General features: G+C 65.2%; 13 protein-coding genes. 8 read left to right on the plus strand and 5 right to left on the minus strand.

What is annotated here, in order from left to right; all coding sequences use genetic code 11:
• Window positions 1-13: 13 nt before the first annotated feature.
• Window positions 14-6,436, plus strand: coding sequence for a type I polyketide synthase (locus ACT6QU_RS13060; RefSeq protein ID WP_444564974.1), 6,423 nt, complete (start codon window positions 14-16; stop codon window positions 6,434-6,436).
• 14 nt (window positions 6,437-6,450) lie between these two features.
• Here the strand turns inward: ACT6QU_RS13060 and ACT6QU_RS13065 are convergent, their stop codons facing one another.
• Window positions 6,451-7,761 carry a glycosyltransferase family 4 protein gene (locus ACT6QU_RS13065; protein ID WP_444564975.1) on the minus strand — a complete coding sequence of 437 codons (1,311 nt, stop codon included), beginning with the start codon at window positions 7,759-7,761 and terminating at the stop codon, window positions 6,451-6,453.
• A gap of 159 nt (window positions 7,762-7,920) precedes the next feature.
• Between ACT6QU_RS13065 and ACT6QU_RS13070 the strand changes: the two genes are divergently transcribed.
• Entirely contained in the window at window positions 7,921-9,174 is a 1,254-nt protein-coding gene (locus ACT6QU_RS13070; RefSeq protein WP_444565019.1) for a glycosyltransferase, read from the plus strand.
• A 33-nt stretch (window positions 9,175-9,207) separates the two neighbouring features.
• Here the strand turns inward: ACT6QU_RS13070 and ACT6QU_RS13075 are convergent, their stop codons facing one another.
• Complete coding sequence (locus tag ACT6QU_RS13075) at window positions 9,208-10,596, minus strand: hypothetical protein (RefSeq protein WP_444564976.1); 1,389 nt, start codon at window positions 10,594-10,596, stop codon at window positions 9,208-9,210.
• Between the two features lie 264 nt (window positions 10,597-10,860).
• Between ACT6QU_RS13075 and ACT6QU_RS13080 the strand changes: the two genes are divergently transcribed.
• Window positions 10,861-11,244 (plus strand): hypothetical protein, encoded by a 384-nt coding sequence (locus ACT6QU_RS13080; protein WP_444564977.1) that lies wholly within the window; start codon window positions 10,861-10,863, stop codon window positions 11,242-11,244.
• Between the two features lie 9 nt (window positions 11,245-11,253).
• On the opposite strand, the gene ACT6QU_RS13085 is transcribed toward ACT6QU_RS13080, so the two are convergent.
• The gene (locus tag ACT6QU_RS13085) at window positions 11,254-12,621 is read right to left on the minus strand and encodes an oligosaccharide flippase family protein (RefSeq protein ID WP_444564978.1); all 1,368 of its coding nucleotides are present in this window, start codon (window positions 12,619-12,621) and stop codon (window positions 11,254-11,256) included.
• Between the two features lie 182 nt (window positions 12,622-12,803).
• Entirely contained in the window at window positions 12,804-13,715 is a 912-nt protein-coding gene (locus ACT6QU_RS13090; protein WP_444564979.1) for a LysR family transcriptional regulator, read from the minus strand.
• A 155-nt stretch (window positions 13,716-13,870) separates the two neighbouring features.
• Between ACT6QU_RS13090 and ACT6QU_RS13095 the strand changes: the two genes are divergently transcribed.
• The 5 genes from ACT6QU_RS13095 to ACT6QU_RS13115 are packed head-to-tail and all read left to right on the plus strand — an operon-like array spanning window position 13,871 to window position 18,132.
• Window positions 13,871-14,650 carry a 5-oxoprolinase subunit PxpA gene (locus tag ACT6QU_RS13095; RefSeq protein ID WP_024587827.1) on the plus strand — a complete coding sequence of 260 codons (780 nt, stop codon included), beginning with the start codon at window positions 13,871-13,873 and terminating at the stop codon, window positions 14,648-14,650.
• Between the two features lie 12 nt (window positions 14,651-14,662).
• Window positions 14,663-14,905, plus strand: a complete 243-nt coding sequence (locus ACT6QU_RS13100; protein WP_444564980.1) for an acetyl-CoA carboxylase — start codon at window positions 14,663-14,665, stop codon at window positions 14,903-14,905.
• Window positions 14,906-14,910: 5 nt separating this feature from the next.
• Entirely contained in the window at window positions 14,911-16,299 is a 1,389-nt protein-coding gene (locus ACT6QU_RS13105) for an acetyl-CoA carboxylase biotin carboxylase subunit (protein ID WP_444564981.1), read from the plus strand.
• A complete protein-coding gene (locus ACT6QU_RS13110) occupies window positions 16,296-17,171 on the plus strand; it encodes a 5-oxoprolinase subunit B family protein (protein WP_444564982.1) in 876 nt (291 codons plus the stop codon). Before ACT6QU_RS13105 ends, ACT6QU_RS13110 begins: the two co-directional genes overlap by 4 nt.
• Complete coding sequence (locus ACT6QU_RS13115) at window positions 17,161-18,132, plus strand: biotin-dependent carboxyltransferase family protein (RefSeq protein WP_444564983.1); 972 nt, start codon at window positions 17,161-17,163, stop codon at window positions 18,130-18,132. Before ACT6QU_RS13110 ends, ACT6QU_RS13115 begins: the two co-directional genes overlap by 11 nt.
• On the opposite strand, the gene ACT6QU_RS13120 is transcribed toward ACT6QU_RS13115, so the two are convergent.
• Window positions 18,129-19,127: a GntR family transcriptional regulator gene (locus ACT6QU_RS13120; RefSeq protein WP_444564984.1), complete on the minus strand. Its 999-nt coding sequence runs from the start codon at window positions 19,125-19,127 to the stop codon at window positions 18,129-18,131. The genes ACT6QU_RS13115 and ACT6QU_RS13120 overlap by 4 nt on opposite strands.
• Window positions 19,128-19,372 lie beyond the last annotated feature (245 nt).

A 19,372-nucleotide genomic window follows, 5' to 3' on the forward strand; every position in this document is an offset into this window, starting at 1 on the left:
TTGGGATGCCCAGATGAACGTCTATTCGCCGCCAGCCGCGATCTCGCCAAACGACATTGCCGTCGTGGGGATGTCGCTGCGCGCGCCGGGGGCAGGCGATGTCGAGAGCTTCTGGTCGAACATCCGCAACGGCGTCGAATCCGTCCGCGACCTGACGGCCGAGGAAGTCGCCTCCGCCGCCGCCGATGGCGCGCCGGTCGACGATCCGCATTATGTGCGCCGGACCGCGGACGTGGCCGACATGGAGATGTTCGACGCGGATTTCTTCGGCCTCAGTCCGAAGGAAGCGGCGATCATGGACCCCCAGCATCGCCTGTTTCTGGAGTGCGCGTGGGAGGCGATGGAGGATGCGGGGCACACGCCGGACACGATCCGGGGGCCCGTCGGTGTCTTTGCCGGTTGTGGCATGGGCAGCTATTTCTATTTCAACGTCTGCAGCAACCGGCAACTCGTCGAGCAGGTCGGCATGTTCCTGCTGCGCCACAACGGCAACGACAAGGACTTCCTGGCGACGCGCACCTCCTTTTCCTTCGACCTGCGCGGGCCGAGCGTCAACGTTCAGACCGCCTGTTCGACCTCGCTGGTCGCTGCGCATTATGCCTGCCAGAGCCTGATTTCGGGCGAATGCGACATGGCGCTTGCCGGCGGCGTCACCATCGAGTTCCCGCATCGCCGCGGCTATCTTTTCCAGGAAGGCGAAATCCTGTCGCCGGACGGGCATTGCCGGCCGTTCGACCATCGCGCTGCCGGCACGGTCTTCGGCAGCGGGGCAGGCGTGGTCGTCCTGCGCCGCCTTGCCGACGCCATTGCCGATGGCGACCGCATCCACGCCGTCATCAAGGGCTCGGCCGTCAACAATGACGGCGCCGGCAAGGCCGGATATCTCGCGCCCAGCGTCAACGGCCAGGCCGAGGCCATCATCGAGGCGCAGGGGCTTGCCGGCATCGAAGCCGAGACGATCGACTATGTCGAGTGCCACGGCACCGGCACCGCGCTCGGCGATCCGATCGAGATCGAGGCGCTGACGCAGGCCTTTCGCCAGAACACCGATCGGCGGGGTTTTTGTGCGGTCGGCTCGGTCAAGTCCAATATCGGCCATCTCGACACGGCGGCCGGCGTCGTCAGCCTGATCAAGGTCGCGCTTTCGCTCAAGCACGGCGAAATCCCGCCCTCGCTCGGCTTCGAGGCGCCCAATCCCGCCATCGCCTTCGACGCCAGCCCGTTCTTCGTCAATTCCAGCCTGCGACCCTGGCCGATGGCCGGCCGGCCGCGGCGCGCGGCGGTCAATTCGCTGGGCGTCGGGGGCACCAACGCGCACATGATCCTCGAGGAAGCGCCGCATCGGCCGATCGACCCGCAAGGCGAGCGAGTGGACGAAAAGGCCATGCTGATCACGCTGTCGGCAAAGCAGCCGAAGGCGCTGGACGACATGGCCGCGCGGATCGGCGCAGCTCTCACCTCGCAGCCGGGACTGGCGCTTCGCGATGCCGTTCACACGCTTCATGCCGGCCGCCGGCAGTTCGAGCATCGCCGCGTCGTCGCCGTGCGCGACCGCGATGACGCCGTGCAGTCCCTGACGCAGTCCGACGCCAGCTACACCTTCACCCACAGGCGCGTCGATGGTGCGGGTGAGGTCGTGTTTCTGTTTCCGGGGGGAGGGGCGCAACATCCGGGCATGGCGCGCGATCTTTACGAGCGCGATACGGATTTCCGGGCGCATGTGGATGAGGGGCTTGGCTACCTGCCCGCAGAGGCGGAAGCCGAAATTCGCGAGATCTGGCTCGGCGGGTCGCTGTCGCACGATGACGCCCGGCAGCGTTTCCTGCTTCCCTCGCGCCAGTTGCCGGCGATCCTGATCGTCGAGGTGGCGCTTGCGCGGCTTTGGATGCAGCGCGGCATCCGGCCAGCGGCCCTGATCGGGCATTCGATGGGCGAGAATGCCGCCGCCTGCATCGCCGGCGTGCTCAGCTACCGGGACGCTGTCGGGCTCGTGCATCTGCGCGGCCGGCTGTTCGACACGATCGAGCCAGGCGGCATGCTGTCGGTGTCGGCCGATGCCGAGACCGTGCGCAATCTCATCTTGCCGGAACTCGATCTCGCCTCGGTCAACGCGCCGCAGCTATGCGTCGTGTCCGGTCGCAATGCCGATTTGCAGCGCTTCGGCGACCTGCTTGCCGCGCAGAACATCGATGCGACGCGCGTGCCGATCGACATCGCGGCGCATTCGCGGATGCTCGACGGCATCCTTGCGCCGTTCGAGGCGTATCTCCGTGGAATTTCGCTTCGTGCGCCGACCATCCCGATCATTTCGAACCGCGACGGACGGACGCTTTGCGCCGCGGACGCGACCGACCCTGCCTACTGGACCACCCATCTGCGATCGACGGTCGAATTCGCCAAAGGGCTGTCTACGCTCGCCGCCGATGACCGGCGCATCTATGTCGAGGTCGGCCCGGGGCGGACGATGTCGTCGCTAGCGAAGGGGCAGGGAACGATCGACGCCAACCGCGTCATCAATTCGCTGCCGCATCCCGATGACACATGCGACGACCATCTCCATTTCCTCGCGGCTTTGGGAAGAAGCTGGGCCGTCGGGCTGAACCCGGACCTGTCCGATCTGGTGACGCGACCCAGCGCGCGCCGGGTGAGCCTGCCGACCTATCCGTTCCAGCGCCGCCGCTATTTCATCGAGCCCGCGCGCGAAGCCGCCGACAGCACGCGGCGAGATCTCCCGCTCGAGAAGATCGCGAACATCGAGGATTGGGGCTACCGGCGCGACTGGAAGCGCTCCGTCCCCGACTGCTCGCCAGATGCCGCGAAGGACGCGTCCTCATGGCTGGTCTTCCTCGACGAAGCCGGGCATGGCGAGAAGCTGGCAGCCAGGCTGCGGGGGCTCGGCCACACGGTGGCAACGGTCGCGCTCGGCGATGCGTTTGCGGTTCGCGGCAGGGACGAATTCGTGCTGTGCCCGGAAGACGGGCGGGCCGGATATGACGCGCTCGTCAGCGCCCTTGGCGAGCGCGGCGACTTTCCGCGCCGCATCGTCCATCTCTGGCTGCTGACGCAAAGCCGATCGTTCCGGCCGGGGTCGAGCTTCTTCCAGCGCAATCAGGAATGCGGCTTCTACAGCCTCCTGCACCTCGCGCAGGCGATGACCGATGCCGATGAAGGGCACGATCTGCATCTGACCGTCGCGACAAACGGGCTCCAGCGTGTCGCTGACGAGCCGGTTCCATTCCCCGAAAAGGCGACCATTCTCGGCCCCGCCCTCGTGATCCCGCGCGAACTGGAGGGCTCGTTTGTTCGCGTCGTGGACTTCGCCGTCGCCGAAGCGGCCGAGCAAGGCCGGACATGGCGTCGCCGTGCGCCCGTCGCCTCCCTCGTCGATGATCAACTCTGGGACGAAATCTTCGCCCAACCTTCGAGCGAAGCGGTGGCGTGGCGCGGCGACAGGCGCTGGACGCAATGCACGACGCGGCTGCCGCTGAAGCCGGCTCTGACGAGCGCGGCGGGCCTGTGGCAAGACGGCGTCTATCTCTTCACCGGCGGCCTCGCCGACCTGTCGCTTGCCCTTGCCCGTTCGCTGGCGGACGAACTCCACGCGCGCCTCGCGCTCGTCGGCCGCACGGAACTGCCCGCCCGCGCCGAGTGGCCGCTCTGGAAGCGTGTCCTTCCGCGCGACAACCGCATCCGGCGCGCGATCGATGCCATCGAAGACCTCGAGGCACGGGGCGCGCAGGTTGCCTATTTCAAGGCGGATGTCGCCGACCCGGAGGCGATGGCCGCGGTCATCAGGAACGCCAGGGAAAGGTTCGGTCGCATTGACGGCGTCTTTCATGCGGCAGGCGTCGTGGACGACGCGCTGATGCAGGCGAAGACCAGCGAGAGCATCGACGGCGTGCTCGCGCCGAAACTTTATGGCACGGCCGTCCTCGACGAAGTTCTGGCGCGCGAGCCCGTCGATCTCGTCGTCCTCTTCTCATCGACGAGCACCGATACGGCGCCGGCCGGTCAGGTCGACTACATCGCCGCCAACGCCTATCTCAACGCCTATGCCGAATCGCGCGCGGGTGACGGCAACCGGCGCACCGTCGCTTTGCATTGGGGCGTCTGGAACGAAGTCGGCATGGCCGCGCGCGCCGTCGCCGGCTCGCCCCAGCGCGTCGGCGAAACGATGCTAGCGCAGCGTCCCGACGATCCGTTCTTCGAGCGCTGGGTGGAGGACGAGGCGGGCATCGCCTGGCTTGAAACGTCCATCGCACCGGCTTCGCACTGGATGCTGGACGAGCATCGGCTGACGTCCGGCCAGCCGATCCTGCCCGGAACCGCCTATGTCGACATCGTCCTGCGTGCCGCGGTCGCCTACGGGCTTCCGGCCACCGGCCATCTGACCGATCTGGTCTTCCTGCGACCCCTGATCGTGCCGGACGGCGAGACGCGCACGCTGAGGGTTGGGTTCAGGTCGGCCGGCGACGGTTTTCAGGTCAGCGTCCTGGCGTCCGGCAAGCACGCCGAAGCGCATTACGATCCGCATCCGCGGGGATCGCGCCGACCGATATCGATCGTGGAACTCGAGCGGCGATGCACGGACAGGCGCGCTGCCCCCGAGGGCTCGTCGCTTCGGGCAATCCAGGAGGGGCATGTCAGCTTCGGGCTGCGCTGGGGCGTCCTGCGCCGTCTCGCGCTCGGGCCGGATGCGGCGGTCGCGCAGATTGAACTCGCGCCGCGTTTTCGAGATGATCTCGAGGCCGGCAGCGTCGCACATCCCGCTCTCCTCGACATCGCGACGGGATGTGCGATGGAACTCGTTCCAGATTACGATCCGGACGAGACGCTCTGGGCGCCGGCGAGCTACGGCGCGCTGACCCTCCACCGCCCCCTGCCGGGCAGATTCACCAGCATCGTGCGCCTTGCCGACAGCGCCGATCTCGGCGCAGGCTACGCCGCCTTCGACATCACCATCGTCGATGCGGATGGCCTGGCGGTGCTGGAGGTCGATGATTTCGTGGTCAAGAAGCTTGACACCGATCTCGGCTTTGCCGACCATGCCGAAAAGATCGAGCAGGCGCCGCGCGCACACGCCGCCCCTGCTGCCGCGACGCCGCTCGCGGCACAGGTTCGCGCCGGCATCACGCCGGCCGAGGGGTTCGATGCGCTCGTGCGCGCGCTCGCTGCCAAAGTCGTCCAGCCGATCGTCAGTTCGATCGATCTCGATGTGCTGCGCGAGCGGGCGGCGAAGCCGGCAGTGCCGCAGAAAGCCGATGCCAATCTCTTCGATCGCCCCGAACTCGACGAAGCCTATGTCGCGCCGCGCAACGACATCGAAGCGACGCTCGTAGCGTTCTGGCGCGAATTGCTGGGCGTCGAGCGCGTCGGCATCCATGACAGCTTCTTCGACATCGGCGGCCATTCGCTGATCGCGGTGCGCCTGTTCCGCATGATCCGCAACCGCTTCGGCGTCGACCTGCCGATGTCGGTCCTGTTCGAGGCGCCGACGATCGCGGCATGTGCCGGGCTTCTGGCAACGCATGGCATTGCGGAGGCAGGAGAGGCGCAGCCCGTGGCCGCCGCACCTGCAACCAGCGCGACGCATCTCGTTGCGCTGCGGGTGGACGCGAAGCAGCGATCGGCGACGCCGCTCTTCATCTGCGCCGGCATGTTCGGCAATGTCCTCAACCTGCGCCAGCTCGCGCTGCATGTCGGACGCGACCGGCCCGTCTATGCGTTGCAGGCGCGAGGCCTCTTCGGCGGCGCGGAGCCGCACGAGACGTTCGAGGAGATGGCCCGCGACTACATCGCGGAAATGCGGACCGTGCAACCCTCTGGGCCCTATCTCCTGGCCGGCTTTTCCGGCGGCGGCATAACGGCCTACGAGATGGCGCGGCAACTCGTCGCCGAGGGCGAGGAGGTCGCGCGCCTCATCATGCTCGACACCCCCCTCCCGACGCAGCCCGCCTTGTCGCGGCGCGATCGCGCGTCGATGAAGATTCAGGACATCCGGCGGCATGGGCTGGGCTTCGTGCGGCAGTGGGTCGGTAACAAGATCGACTGGGCCGCCAAGCAAAGGCAATTGGCCGGGCAGGCCGACCACGCGTCATCGTCGGAAGACTTCCACAACGGCTCCATCGAGGCAGCCTTCTACCGTGCGCTCCAGAGATATGAGCCCGGTCCCTATGATGGTGCAGTGGCTCTCTATCGGCCGCGTCCCTCAGTCTACTACACGTTGAGCGGGGGACGCCGGTTGCAGTCCGGTCGCAACCTCATCCGAGACGACAATGGCTGGAGCCCCCTTGTGCCGGATCTGGCGGTGACCGAGGTGCCGGGCGACCACGATTCGATGGTTCTCGAACCGTGCGTGCGCGTGCTCGCCGATCGCATGCGTGCGGAACTTTCGAAAGACCGGTCACAGATTCACCAGTCGATCGCCGCCGAATAGGCGGTGCCCGCCGCTCAGTCCGTCGCGTGCTGCATGGCTGGCAACAGATCGTCCGGTTTGGTGGATCGTCCGAGCACCCAGTCGTAGACTTGCAGGATCTGGCGGGCCTTTCGGTCCCAGGTGAAATGGCTTCGGACCCGATCCCGAGCGTTCAGCCCGATGGTCGAAGCCAGATCTGGATTTTCCGTCAGACGTTCGAGTTCGGTTCGAAACCGCTCGACGATTTCCCTTCGGGTGCCGATGGGCACCTTGATGCCGGTTTCGTCGGTGACGATTTCGCCGGGGCCGGCATAGTCGACGATCAGAGGCGCGAGCCCCAGCGCCATCGCTTCCATGACCGCGCCGCCGCCGAATTCACGGATCGACGGGAATGCGAACAGCGTGCATTGCGAGGCAACCGTCCGCACATCGGCGTGTGCCATCCAGCCGTGAAAAGTCACCGCGTTCGATGCCCCTTCGCGAGCGACCAAGTTTTTCAACTCGCTCAGCAACGGACCGTCGCCAATCATGTCCAGGCGAAGGCGCCCGGCCAGGAGCAGCGGCATGGCAGCTTCGAGAAGGATATCGGGACCCTTGTAGGGCACCATCCTTCCGATGAAACAGCCTCGCAACGGCACCGAGAGGGGGGGCTTTGGCGAGGACACCCAGTCCGTGTCGATGGCGTTTTCCGGCAGGTAGATGCATTTTTCCCGGAACCGGAGCGGTATCTCGCTTTCGGTATGCCTGGAGCCGACAAAAATGGCGGCGGAATTTGCAAGGGTGCTGCTGCGTCCGGGCGCCAGCTTGTAGAGGCTGCGGACGTAGGAGAGCACTTCGCGCTCGCGTCGGCGCTCGCTGTCGAAGCCCTTCGGCCACGGCACGCCGCCGTTGAGCGGGCCCAGAACGAACGGCGTACCGGCTTGAGCGCAGCGCCGGGCGAGGGGGCTGGGAATCGTCGGACTCAATGGCGTCACCCGATGCACGACATCGTATCTGCCGGCCTTGATGTCCATGCCGAAAGATTGCCAGACCAGGTGCTCGAAATAGGGATAGGAGAGTGCCGCGAAGGCCTGCAGCGTCGTCCAGCCCTTTCCCTCGCCCATCCGCAGCAGACTGCCGATCTTCCAGAGCGGGCGGGCGACGGCTTCGGAATCGATGGCCGTGAAATCGACGTTTTCGAGAAGACCTGCCCGCAGAAAAGCGTCGCGGTTCCTGACCTGCGTGACGATGTGGACATCGGCAACCTGGCGAAGCGCCTTGCAGAGGGACCATCCCACGAGCGGCACGCTCACCCATTCCGGGTTGGCCGCTTCAGCAATGACGAGCAGCTTGAGACGCGACGACATGGTCTTGGGTCAAATTTCCCGCGTGAAAACCCAGTAAGACGGACACAAAAACTTCGCCGCCGCAACTAACACTTATTGTATATTGCTTCCGGTGGCGGGGCAGGCTGGAATAACGTCCTGCCCGCTGGTTTTCAGCGGGGTTCGATCATTGGGTTGGCGATGGACGATCTCGTACAAGCACGCTGGTCGACATTGGCGGGAAAGGCGAGACGCGACCTCAGGCTCGGCTATTTCGTGCCGGAATTTCCCTCCCAGACGCACGCCTTCTTTTGGCGCGAAGTGCAGGGATTGCGCGCTGATGGCCTTGATGTGCGCTTGATCTCGACACGGCGGCCCAAGCATGGCTCGCCGCATTCCTTTGCGGCTGCGGCAATCGGTCAGACGCGATACCTCTTTCCACCAAGATGGGGAGCCGCGCTCGGCCGATTGCTGTCCCAGCCGCGGCGAACCCTCGAAGCGCTTCGCTACGTGATCCGTCTCGCCGAAGCTTCGCCGCGCGAGCGGCTTCGCACGATGGCGTTGATCCCCTCGGCTGCGGACCTTGTCGAGTTCTGTCGCAGCGAAGGCATCTCCCATGTCCACGTCCATTCCTTTGCCAATGCACTCCACATCGCGGCAATTGCCAAAATCCTCGGCGGCTCGGCTTACAGTGCGACCCTGCACGGAGACTTGTCGGTTTATGGGACCGACCATGCACGCAAGCTTGAGCGCGCCGCGTTCGCCAGTTGCGTCACGAGACCTCTCGCGACCCAACTGGCAACGGTCAGCCGCAGCGACGTGCCCGTCATAACGATGGGCGTTGACATCGATCGATTTCGGCCTCTGGAGGCGAAGACCACCGCGCCGGATGCAGCGATCCGTGCCGTCAGTGTGACGCGCCTCAATCGGGCCAAGGGCCATGAGTATTTCCTCGAAGCCATGGCGCGCCTTGTCGCGGACGGCATCGATCTGCGCTATACGATTGCCGGCGAAGGATCGTACAGGGCCTCGATAGAGGACGTCGTTCGCCGCTTGAACCTCGGCGATCGCGTGACACTTCTGGGTGCGATCTCCGAAGAACGGGTCCTCGCACTTCTCGGCGAATCCGACTTTCTGGTGCTGAGCAGTTTCGGCTATGGCGAGGCGGCGCCGGTAGCGGTCATGGAGGCCATGGCGTGTGGGCTGCCGGTGATCTGTTCTCGCATCGGCGGCACGGCCGACATGATCGAGGACGGTAAGGACGGACTGCTCGTCGCACAACAGGATGTCGATGGGCTGGAGAGGGCCGCACGGATACTCGCCACCGATCCGCTCGAACGCGAGCGTCTGGCTCGTGCGGCGCGGCAGACCGCCTGCAGAAAGTTCGACTATCGCGTGACCGCGGCACAATTGGCGGGCGTCATTCGCACCTCCCTCGCGGCGGCGCGGTCCTGATCGATCACGGCTCTGCCTGAAGGCGCGTCGGCGCTATGCCGGCCGCGAGGCCATCTGCGGCTGGCGCGTGATCTGGCGCGCGGGCACACGCGCGAGTTTCTCGGCATAGCCCAACAGCGCGCCCGTCAGCAGCCAGGTCAGCGGCGTCAGGGTGGCGTTTGGTATGAGATCGATCATGTTGAAGGCGAGCATCAACGCAAGAGCACCAAGATAGGGCGTTTCCGTGATGTCCGGCAGGGAGCGCACCTTGCGCCTCAGCATGAGCAGCGGCGATGCGAGCAGCCCGAACTGGGCGATGAACGCGAACCAGCCGCCGATGCCGATGACGATGATCCATAGACCGTCGGAAATGGAAACGGGGAAGCCCGTCGCGTCGTCGTGGATCATGTTGCGGTTCCAGGCTCCCCAGCCGAAATAGGGCTTCTCCTTCGCGCGCTCCAGAAGCGCTTCCTCATTGTCGAAACGGAACTGCAGCGACTGCATCCTTTGTTCGTCGACGCGCGCCGCCTGTTCCAGCATCGCCTCCACAGGCACGAGATTGGCACCCCGCAGAACCGGGTAGGCGATCACGAGAACGGCCAGGAGGGCGGCCACGCGCAACTGGGTACGCCGGCTCGCCAGGAAAACCAGCGGCACGATCGCGACGGCCAGCACAAGCGGTCCGAGGCTGCGGCAGAAGATCAGCACGATGGCGAGATAGATGGTCGCGAGGAGGTAGCGCATCCTGTTCTGCGGATCGGCCGCCCGCAAGGCGGCAAGGGCCGCTGCCAGCGCGGTCACGGTGAAGAACGCAACCCACAGGCCGTGCTGCAGGAAGACGATGGGACGGAAGCCGCCGAACCTGAAGGTCTGGTCGAAGCCGTGCTGGAAGAACCCGTAAATCTTGAGGTTGAGCTGCGGGCTCATCCGAACTTCGTAGAGCATCGGTATCGAGTAGATCATCCCGCCGATCAGTAGCGCCCGGACGATCTCCCTTTGCGCGGCGGGTCCGGCAAGGACGTCGCGTGCGAGCAGGAAGGGAAGCAGCATCATGAACTGATAGGCGCCGCTCGAAACGATGTCCCATGGCGTCAGGCCCGGGAGTCCGCCGGCCGTGAAGAGCACCGGCTCGCGATTGGTCAGCACCGTCCCGATCGGGCTGAACAGGATCATGAGAACCAGGATCTTGCCGAGCATCGTGGCCGGGAGAATCCGCACCCGCCGCCCCATCACGGTCAGGCACATGGCTGCCGCAAGCGACGGGATCGTGTGCTTGTCGAGGGCGGGCAGGGCAGGCAGGTCGATGACGACGACTGGCGGAAGGATCAGGTAGCCGCCCAGAACCGACCAGATCAGCGCGCGCTCCAGCGGCATCCGGCGGAACATCGCGATGACGACGAGCGGCCATACTCCAAGCATCATGAACGCGAAAGCATTCGGCATCGACCGCGCCCCGATTTACCCCGTAATTCTCGTCGGAGACTTGGTGTGACCGAGTCTTGATGCCGACGATGTTCTGCCCGAAATCATGCTCGTCAAAATATAAGCATGACGGATCACCATAGAGTGCGCCAAGCATCGCTTGAAGTAGGTAATCTTGACTAGAGATCGGTGCCGCGACTTCGGCTAGCATGGTGCCGAGCTCATGCCGGTGGCCCGTCGACAGGCCTGTCCGGCAGGCATGTTTCGATGGGGTTTGGGGGGGTAATGTTCCATCGTCGGCTTTCCATTTTGTCGTTCCGCATGCGCTCGCCCTTGCGCGATGCAGAGACGGACCGATCGAGAAGCGAAAGGCTGATCCGTTTCGTCGACGAGATCGCCGCCGAGGTGACGGCGGAGCGCAGTGGCCTTGCCGTGCGTTATCGTGAAGCCTGCATCTCCGCAGGCTTCGCCTCCGATGCGGCCGGAACGACGGTCAGCGTCGAGCGCGAGGAACGACTTGCCGAACTGTCCGCGACGATCATCGCGTGCGAGCGCCGCCTGATGACGCTCGGCCGGCATCTCCAGTTGCTCGCGGAGGCGAAGGCCGACATCGGTCAGATGATGCCCGAGATCGTCCGCACAGAGCCGACCTCCATCAGCGGCGACTGAGCGCGCCTTTTACGATCCGCGCCATGACCAAAGGGTCGCGATTGCATCCTGGTTGACCCACAGCGCCGACGCGGCGAAGGCAAGCCCGATGCCGGCGAACACGGCATCATGCAGCGGGTCCCAGGCGCCGTGCCGGCGCGCCAGCCAGACGATCGCAAAATGTGTGGCGAAGGCGGCGAGTGCTTGGCCGGCCAGTGCTCCGATCAGACCGGCCTGTTCGAAGCCGATCACCAGCCCGCCGATCTGCAGCGCCGCGCGCACGACGAAGACGGCGAAATAGCTGCGCGAGTCTCCTGCTGCCAGTGCCGACTGGTCGTAGGTCAGCCCGACGAGCTGGACGATCTGGATGCAGGCGATGATGACGACGATGCCGCCGGCCGCCGCATAGCGCGGATCGTAGAGCAGATCCACGAGCACCGCTCCGCTGAACGCCATCACCGCCAGCATCGCCAGCACGCCCGCCGTCAGGGCGAAGCGCATCCAGCGTAACCGGGTGAAGTTTTCGTGCGATGCCTGCGGCGGGCGTTCGCGATAGAGCGGGATGAGAATGCGCGCGATCACTGCGCCGCCCAGCAGCAGCGGGAAGCTCGCCAGGAAATAGCCGATATTGTAGATGCCGAGGCGTTCGATCGGGAGATACTTGCCTAAAATGAGCTTGTCGCCCTGGAGGACCAAAAAGCCGAGCGCGGTGCTGAAGAAAATCCACTTGCCGAAATGGACCAGTTCGTGAACGGACTCCCTCTCCCAGCGCAGGCGGTTCGCCTTTCCGGGCAGGAGAAGATGGGCGAAGATCAGGAACGTTCCGGCCGCGATCACGCCGCCGATGACGAGCGCCCATACGGAGCGCATGTACCAGGTGAGCGCGACCATGATGACGAGCGCGATGATCTGGTTGAGGAGTTCGATCGCCGTGATGCGGCCCAGAAGCAGGTGACGGTTGGCCGTGATCAAGCGTGTCGGGTTGAAGCCGGAAATGACGAGGGCGAGCCCGGCGACGGGCAGGAGCTGCGCCAGCGCCGGTTCACCGTAAAAACGCGCGAGCGGCAGGGCGAGGATGCAGGTTCCCAGCCACATGCACACCCCGCGCACGACCTGGATGGTCCAGGCGGTGTTGAGGAAATCCTCGTCGTCGCCGCGCTTGTTCTGCAGGATCGAGGGCCCGAGGCCGACATCCGAGAACATCGCCAGCCCGGCGATGAAGACGCTCACCAGAGCCATCAGGCCGAAGGCTTCTGGGAAGAGCAGCCGCGTCAGAACGAGGTTCGAGGCGAGCCGCAGCACCTGCGCGACGGCGAAGCCGGAGGCGGTCCAGCCTGCTCCGCGCACGACGCGCGCGACAAGGTCGTTGCTTCTCAAGAGCCGGGCGATGCCCTTCATGGGGCGCTCGCAGTAGCGCCGAGGCAAGGCCGCCGCATGCAGATGGCTGGAAAAACCGTGAAGCCCATATCCCCCAACCAGGCCGAACCCCTTTTACCACCTCCGGTACAATGCCGCGCCGCCGCGCAATGCGAAAGGGCAAAAGCCGCGCGTCATTCGATTGCGTCGATCGTCTAAGGGCTTTAGCGCGCTGGCGTGATCGGCCGGTTGAATGCCTGCTGGAAGTAGGTGCGCAGCGCGCGCATCGGATCGGAGAAGGTCGCGTCGCGGTGCCAGGCGAGGCCGACATTCATCGGCGGCATCGGGTCGGAGAGCACCATCGTCTCCAGCCGCTCGCCTTCCAGCGACCACGGCCGGTAGACCATGTCGGAGAGGATCGCGACGCCTTCTCCGCCGGCCACCATCGAGCGCACCGCCTCGACCGACGAGGTACGAAGCGTCACGCGCGGGCGATAGAGCGACTGGCTCCAGTATTTCATCGCCGTCTGCGCGGCCTCGTCCACCGTCAGCATGATGTAGGCCTCCTCCTCCACCTCCTTCAGGCCGACATCGGCGCGCGACAGGAAGCGATGGCGCGAGGAGAGCCAGAGGCGACGCGGCGAGCTCATCATCGTCTCGGTCGCGATCGACGGGTTGGTGATGTTCGACGTCAGCGCGAGCGCGATGTCGTAGCGCCGGTCGGTCAGCCCCTCCTCGATCGCCTCGCGGTTGAGCTCGAAAAGATGGATGTCGAGCCCCGGATAAGAGCGTTTCAGCCGCTGGATGTGGTGCGGCAGGAAGTAGCCCATCACCGTATAGGTCGCCGCCACCGTCAACTTTCCCTCCACTGCGTTCGACGGCAGATTGAGGTTGCTCGCCTCCTGCACCTTGCGCAGGATTTCATAGGCGTGGAACAGGAATTCCCGCCCAGCCGCCGTCAAATCCATGCCGAGCGGGGTGCGGTTGAAGAGGTCGAGCCCGACATGGCGCTCGAGGTCGCGGATCGCGGTCGTCACGGCCGATTGCGAGATCGACAGCGCGACGGCCGCCTGCGAGATTTGGCCGAGCTCGGCGGTAGCGACGAAATATCGGATCTGGCGAAGGCTGAACGACATGGGGCATCCGGTCGTGAAGGTTAGGTATCTGATTAATTGAAGATGACGCTTCGGAAAATAGAAATTCCCAAGAAGGCCGTCAGCGACTAGCGTTTCGAGCATGGAACAGCCGCGACAGACCCGGAACGGGCACGCGGCGAAACGGGAGAGCCGGAATGGCGCTGTCGGCGGTCGATATCAATTGCGACATGGGCGAGGGCTACGGGCCCTGGCAACTCGGCGACACGTCCGACGACGTCCTGATGGGCCTGATCAGTTCCGCCAACATCGCCGCCGGCTTCCATGCAGGCGACCCCAATCTCATCGACCGCACCGTGCGGCTCGCCGCCGAGCACGGCGTCGGCGTCGGCGCGCATCCGGGCTATCGCGACCTCCAGGGCTTCGGCCGCCGCCGCATCGACGGCAGCGCGGCCGAACTCGTCAACGACATCATCTATCAGGTCGGCGCGCTGAAGGAATTCGCCAAGCGCCATGGCGTCCGGCTCCAGCACGTCAAGCCGCATGGCGCGCTCTACATGGAACTCGCCGGCAATGACGAACTCTCCGACGCCTTCATCGCCTACATGCGCAAGGTCGAGCCCGACACGCCGATCTTCTGCATGGGCATGTCGCGCACCTATGAGCTCGCCCGCCAGGCCGGCCATCCCGTCGCGCGCGAATTCTTCGCCGATCGCGACTATGGCGACGATGGCGCCATCGTCTTCACCCGCCGTGTCGGCCGGCTCGATCCGGAGGCGATCGCGGCCAAGGTCGTGAAAGCCTGCCAGACCGGCAAGGTGACGACGGTCACCGGCAACGAGGTCGACATCGCTTTCGAGACCATCTGTTTTCATTCCGACACGCCCGGGTCGGCCGACATCGCCCGCACCATGCGTTCGCGGCTGACCGAGGCCGGCATCAAGATCGTGCCGCTTTCCCAACTCCTCAACCGATAGCAAGGACATTTCATGAGCAAGCTGGAGATCAAGGCGCCGATGCCGGGCACGTTCTACCGCAAGCCGTCGCCCGACAGCCCCGCCTTCAAGTCGGATGGCGACGATGTCGCCGCCGGCGACGTGGTCGGGCTGATCGAGGTGATGAAGAGCTTCCACGAGGTGAAGGCCGAGGCCGCCGGCAAGGCGATCCGCTTCCTGCTCGAGGATTCCGATGCGATCATGGCCGGGCAGACCATCGCCGAGATCGACGGCTGACCGGTATGGCGATCCGCTCCCTCCTGATTGCCAATCGCGGCGAGATCGCCGTGCGCATCGTGCGCGCCGCGCAGTCGCTCGGCATCCGCGCGGTGCAGGCGCACAGCGCGGCGGATGCCGAATCGCTCGCCGTGCGCATGGCCGACGACAGTGTCCTGATCGGCCCGCCGCCTGCGGCGAAGTCCTATCTCAACATCGAGGCGATCATCGCGGCGGCGAAGGAAAAGGGCGTCGACGCCATCCATCCGGGCTACGGTTTTCTGGCCGAGAACGCGGATTTTGCCCAAGCCGTCGTCGATGCCGGCATGATCTTCGTCGGCCCCGATGCCGCGGCGATCCGCCTGCTCGGCGACAAGGTCGCCGCGCGCAAGGTGGCGAAGGAGGCGGGCGTGCCGACCGTGCCCGGCAGCGACGGCCGCGTCGCCGACATGGACGAGGCGCGCGCACTCGTCGAAGAGATCGGCTTTCCGGTCATGATCAAGGCGGCGGCCGGCGGCGGCGGGCGCGGCATCCGCATCGTCGACAGCTTTGCAGAGTTTGAAAAGCAGTTCCCGCAGGCGGCATCGGAAGCCGCCGCCGCATTCGGCGATGGCGGGCTCTACATCGAGAAGGTCATCACCAAGGCGCGCCATGTCGAGGTGCAGATCCTCGGCGACGGGACGGACGTCATCCATTGCTTCGAGCGCGAATGCTCGCTGCAGCGCCGCCGCCAGAAGGTCTGGGAGGAAGCGCCCGCTTTCGGCCTGTCGCCCGACATCCGCGAGAAGCTCACGGCAAGCGCCGTCGCGCTCGGAAAGCAGGTCGGCTACAAGGGCGCCGGCACGGTCGAATATCTCTACGACGGCGACACGCACGATTTCTATTTCATCGAGGTCAACACCCGCATCCAGGTCGAGCATCCCGTCACCGAGATGATCACCGGCATCGACCTCGTCGCCGAGATGATCCAGATCGCCGGCGGCGCGCCGCTCTCGATCCGGCAGGAGGACGTCGCAATCCACGGCCATGCCATCGAATGCCGCATCAATGCCGAGGACCCGGCCGCGAACTTCATGCCCAATCCGGGCACCGTCGACAGGCTTGTCGTTCCCGCAGCCGAGGGCACCCGCTTCGATACGATGCTCTATGAGGGCTATACGGTCCCGCCATTTTACGATTCCCTCCTCGGCAAGATGATCGTCCACGCGCCCGACCGCGCATCGGCCATCGCCCGGATGGGCGAAGCGCTCTCGAAGCTGGAGATCGGCGGCATCAAGACGACCGTGCCGCTCCACGCAGCGCTTGCGCAGAACGCCGACGTGCGCGCCGGCCGGTTCGATACGAAATGGCTGGAGCCCTGGCTCGCCGGCAATCCTTTGCGACCCGAAACGACCAAAGCGGAGCATGCTCTATGAAGACGCGCTACACATTCGGCGGCGACGAGCACCTGTTCGTCGAGGTGGACGAGGAGATGTCCCTCGACGCCTTCTTCAAGAGCCTGTCGATGACGCGCATCATCGCCGAGCGCAAGATCGCCGGCGTCACCGAGATCTGCCCGGCCAATGCGTCCTTCCAGGTCAAGTTCGACCCCGATATCGTGTCGCCGCAGGCCCTGCTCGACGAGGTCAAGTCGATCGAGAGCCTTGCCGAGCATTCCGATCCGGTGATCGAGACACGGATCATCGAGATCCCCGTCTTCTACCAGGACCCGTGGACGCACGAGACGTTGATGCGCTTTCGCGAGCGCCATCAGGACCCGCAGTCGAGCGACCTCGAATATGCCGCGCGCATCAACGGCTATGACAGCGTCGAGGCGTTCATCGGCGCGCATTCCGGTTCGCCCTGGTTCGTCTCGATGGTCGGCTTCGTCGCCGGCCTGCCCTTCATGTTCCAGATGGTCGAGCGCGAGCGGCAGATCCAGGTGCCGAAATATCTGCGCCCGCGTACCGATACGCCGAAGCTCACCGTCGGCTATGGCGGCTGCTTTTCCTGCATCTATTCGGTGCGCGGCGCGGGCGGCTACCAGATGTTCGGCATCACGCCGATGCCGATCTTCGATCCGGACCAGAAGACCAGCTACCTCTCCGACTTCATGGTCTTCTTCCGGCCAGGCGACATCGTGAAGTTCAAGCCGATCGACCGCACTGAGTACGACCGCACGGTCGAGGCCGTCGCCAACAACAGTTTCCGGCCGAAGATCAGGGACGTCAGTTTTGACCTGCGCGCCTTCAACGCCGACATTCGCGGCTACAACGCCAAGCTGGAGGGCATGATCAATGGCGGTTAAGGTCATCAATCCGGGCCTCCTGACCAGCGTTCAGGACCTTGGCCGGCCGGGCTATTTCCACCTCGGCATCCCGACTTCCGGCGCGATGGATTCCTACGCGATGCGCGCGGCGAACCTTCTCGTCGGCAATGACGAGGGCGCGGCGGGGCTCGAAGCGGTCTTCGTCGGGCCGAAGCTGGAGTTCACAGCGGATACGGTCGTCGCCGTCACCGGCGCTGAGATGCCGGTGCGCGTCGACGGGCAGGAGCATCCCGGCTGGAGCGCCATTCCCGTCAAGGCCGGGCAGACGCTTTCCTTCGACTATCTGAAATCCGGCGCGCGCATCTACATCGCCATCGCCGGCGGTATCGACGTGCCCGTCGCGCTCGGCAGCCGCTCGACCTATCCGATCGGCGCGCTCGGCGGCTTCAAGGGCCGGGCGATCGCGGCCGGCGACGAGTTGCCGGTCGGCAAGGCGGGCAAGGCAGTAAACGGCGCGAGCGTGCCGGAAAATCTCCGCCGCAAATCGGCGATGCCGGTCGAACTGCGCATCGTGCCCGGCCTCTACGACCACCGCGTCACCAAAAGCTCGCTCGATCGCTTTTTCGACGAGGAGTGGAAGGTCGCGCCCGAGGCCGACCGCATGGGCTACCGCTTCAAGGGCGGCACGCCGCTCGAATTCGTCGAGCGCGAGCAGCCCTTCGGCGCGGGCTCGGACCCGTCGAACATCGTCGACAGTTGCTACCCCTACGGCTCCGTGCAGGTGCCGGGCGGCACCGAGCCGATCATCCTCCACCGTGACGCGGTGTCGGGCGGCGGCTACTTCATGATCGGAACGGTCATCTCGGCCGATATGGATCTGATCGGCCAGTTGCAGCCCAACACGCCGTCACGCTTCCGGCGCGTGACGATGGAAGACGCGATGCAGGCCCGGCACGAGGAGGCGGCGCGGCTCGACAAACTGCGCGCGCATCTGGGTTAAACCGGGATCAGATAGGGCGCGATATGGCCGGGCTGCGGCAGCACGGCGACGAGCTTGAGTTGCGCGATCGTGCGGTCGCGCGACTTCGACAAATGGCTTTCGAGCATTTCGGCCGCCGAAGCGGTCGAGCCGACGATGATGAGCTCGCCGATCATGCGGATTTCGCGGATCGCGAGCGCGTCGCCGAAGAGGCCGAGGCCGAAAAGGGCGTTCTGCGAGGCCTGCAGCGTCTTCATGTTGGCCGAGATGAGTTGGCGCAAATCCTCGTTGGGAGTGGACAGGATGGCCAGATCGACGAATTCATTGACGAGCCGGAACCAGGTCTCGGGCCGCACCAGCCGTCCTTCCGCCTCGGCCGCGGCCATGGACCGGCAGATGCGCTCCAGCGCGATCCGGTCGATGAAGGGCGCGGCCGAGCGCAGCGCAGCGACTTCGAGGATGATGCGCAGCTCGAACTTGTTCTTGATCGATTGCGCCGTCAGCGGCGCGACGATCCAGCGCGAGGTCGAGCTCTTGGTGACGAGCCCGCGCTCCTGCAGCCGCCCCAGCACGTCGCGGATGACGGTGCGGCTGACGTCGAAATGGGCGGCCAAATCGCTTTCCACGATGCGGAACTGGCCGAAGACGAGGCAGGCCGACACGTCGGCCTCGACCTGGTCGTGAATCCGTTTCCAGTTCGGCCGGTTGAGGGTTTCGTCATGCGCCTCGTCGACGACCAGATGGATGGATTTGAGATCGCTGCGGATCGGCGCCGTGTCGTCGTCGGGCGGGCCGACGACATAGCCGCGCCCGTCGAAGCGGCGGATCGCGCCTTCCTCCTCGAGCAGGCCGAGCGCGCGCTTGACCGAGCTGCGCGAGATCTTCAGCCGCTCGGCGAGCGGGCCTTCGAGCAGCACCTGGCCCCGGTCCAGCCGGCCGGTCTCGATGTTCACGCGGATGGTGTCGGCCGCCGTCAGGAACAGCGGTGCCCGGCCTGGCGCCTTGGGGGGAATCATCTCGCTCCGGCTCATCTCGATACGCCTCGCTTTTGGAGACAGTTGCGACCCGGTTCAATCGGGAAATTGGCTAACGTGATTTAGTAACGTACACGAAGATCATTTTTCGGGCGCATCCGGCCGGATTGCGCCCGACCGGTGAGCAGGCTGCAATTTGCCCGTGCAGTCTGGCACGCACGCCTGCGCATCAGCGTATGATGGGGCTTCACGCGCTTGTGTGCCAGCATTTCCCGACGTCAAAAAAA

Source organism: Aliihoeflea sp. (assembly GCF_052435475.1).
Lineage (GTDB): Bacteria > Pseudomonadota > Alphaproteobacteria > Rhizobiales > Rhizobiaceae > Aliihoeflea.

Bases quoted from the DNA above. Each gene is read 5' to 3' on its own strand.
- ACT6QU_RS13060 (WP_444564974.1), top strand. From the start codon at position 14: ATGAACGTCTATTCGCCGCCAGCCGCGATCTCGCCAAACGACATTGCC.
- ACT6QU_RS13065 (WP_444564975.1), bottom strand. From the start codon at position 7,761: ATGTCGTCGCGTCTCAAGCTGCTCGTCATTGCTGAAGCGGCCAACCCG.
- ACT6QU_RS13070 (WP_444565019.1), top strand. From the start codon at position 7,921: ATGGACGATCTCGTACAAGCACGCTGGTCGACATTGGCGGGAAAGGCG.
- ACT6QU_RS13075 (WP_444564976.1), bottom strand. From the start codon at position 10,596: ATGCCGAATGCTTTCGCGTTCATGATGCTTGGAGTATGGCCGCTCGTC.
- ACT6QU_RS13080 (WP_444564977.1), top strand. From the start codon at position 10,861: ATGTTCCATCGTCGGCTTTCCATTTTGTCGTTCCGCATGCGCTCGCCC.
- ACT6QU_RS13085 (WP_444564978.1), bottom strand. From the start codon at position 12,621: ATGAAGGGCATCGCCCGGCTCTTGAGAAGCAACGACCTTGTCGCGCGC.
- ACT6QU_RS13090 (WP_444564979.1), bottom strand. From the start codon at position 13,715: ATGTCGTTCAGCCTTCGCCAGATCCGATATTTCGTCGCTACCGCCGAG.
- ACT6QU_RS13095 (WP_024587827.1), top strand. From the start codon at position 13,871: ATGGCGCTGTCGGCGGTCGATATCAATTGCGACATGGGCGAGGGCTAC.
- ACT6QU_RS13100 (WP_444564980.1), top strand. From the start codon at position 14,663: ATGAGCAAGCTGGAGATCAAGGCGCCGATGCCGGGCACGTTCTACCGC.
- ACT6QU_RS13105 (WP_444564981.1), top strand. From the start codon at position 14,911: ATGGCGATCCGCTCCCTCCTGATTGCCAATCGCGGCGAGATCGCCGTG.
- ACT6QU_RS13110 (WP_444564982.1), top strand. From the start codon at position 16,296: ATGAAGACGCGCTACACATTCGGCGGCGACGAGCACCTGTTCGTCGAG.
- ACT6QU_RS13115 (WP_444564983.1), top strand. From the start codon at position 17,161: ATGGCGGTTAAGGTCATCAATCCGGGCCTCCTGACCAGCGTTCAGGAC.
- ACT6QU_RS13120 (WP_444564984.1), bottom strand. From the start codon at position 19,127: ATGATTCCCCCCAAGGCGCCAGGCCGGGCACCGCTGTTCCTGACGGCG.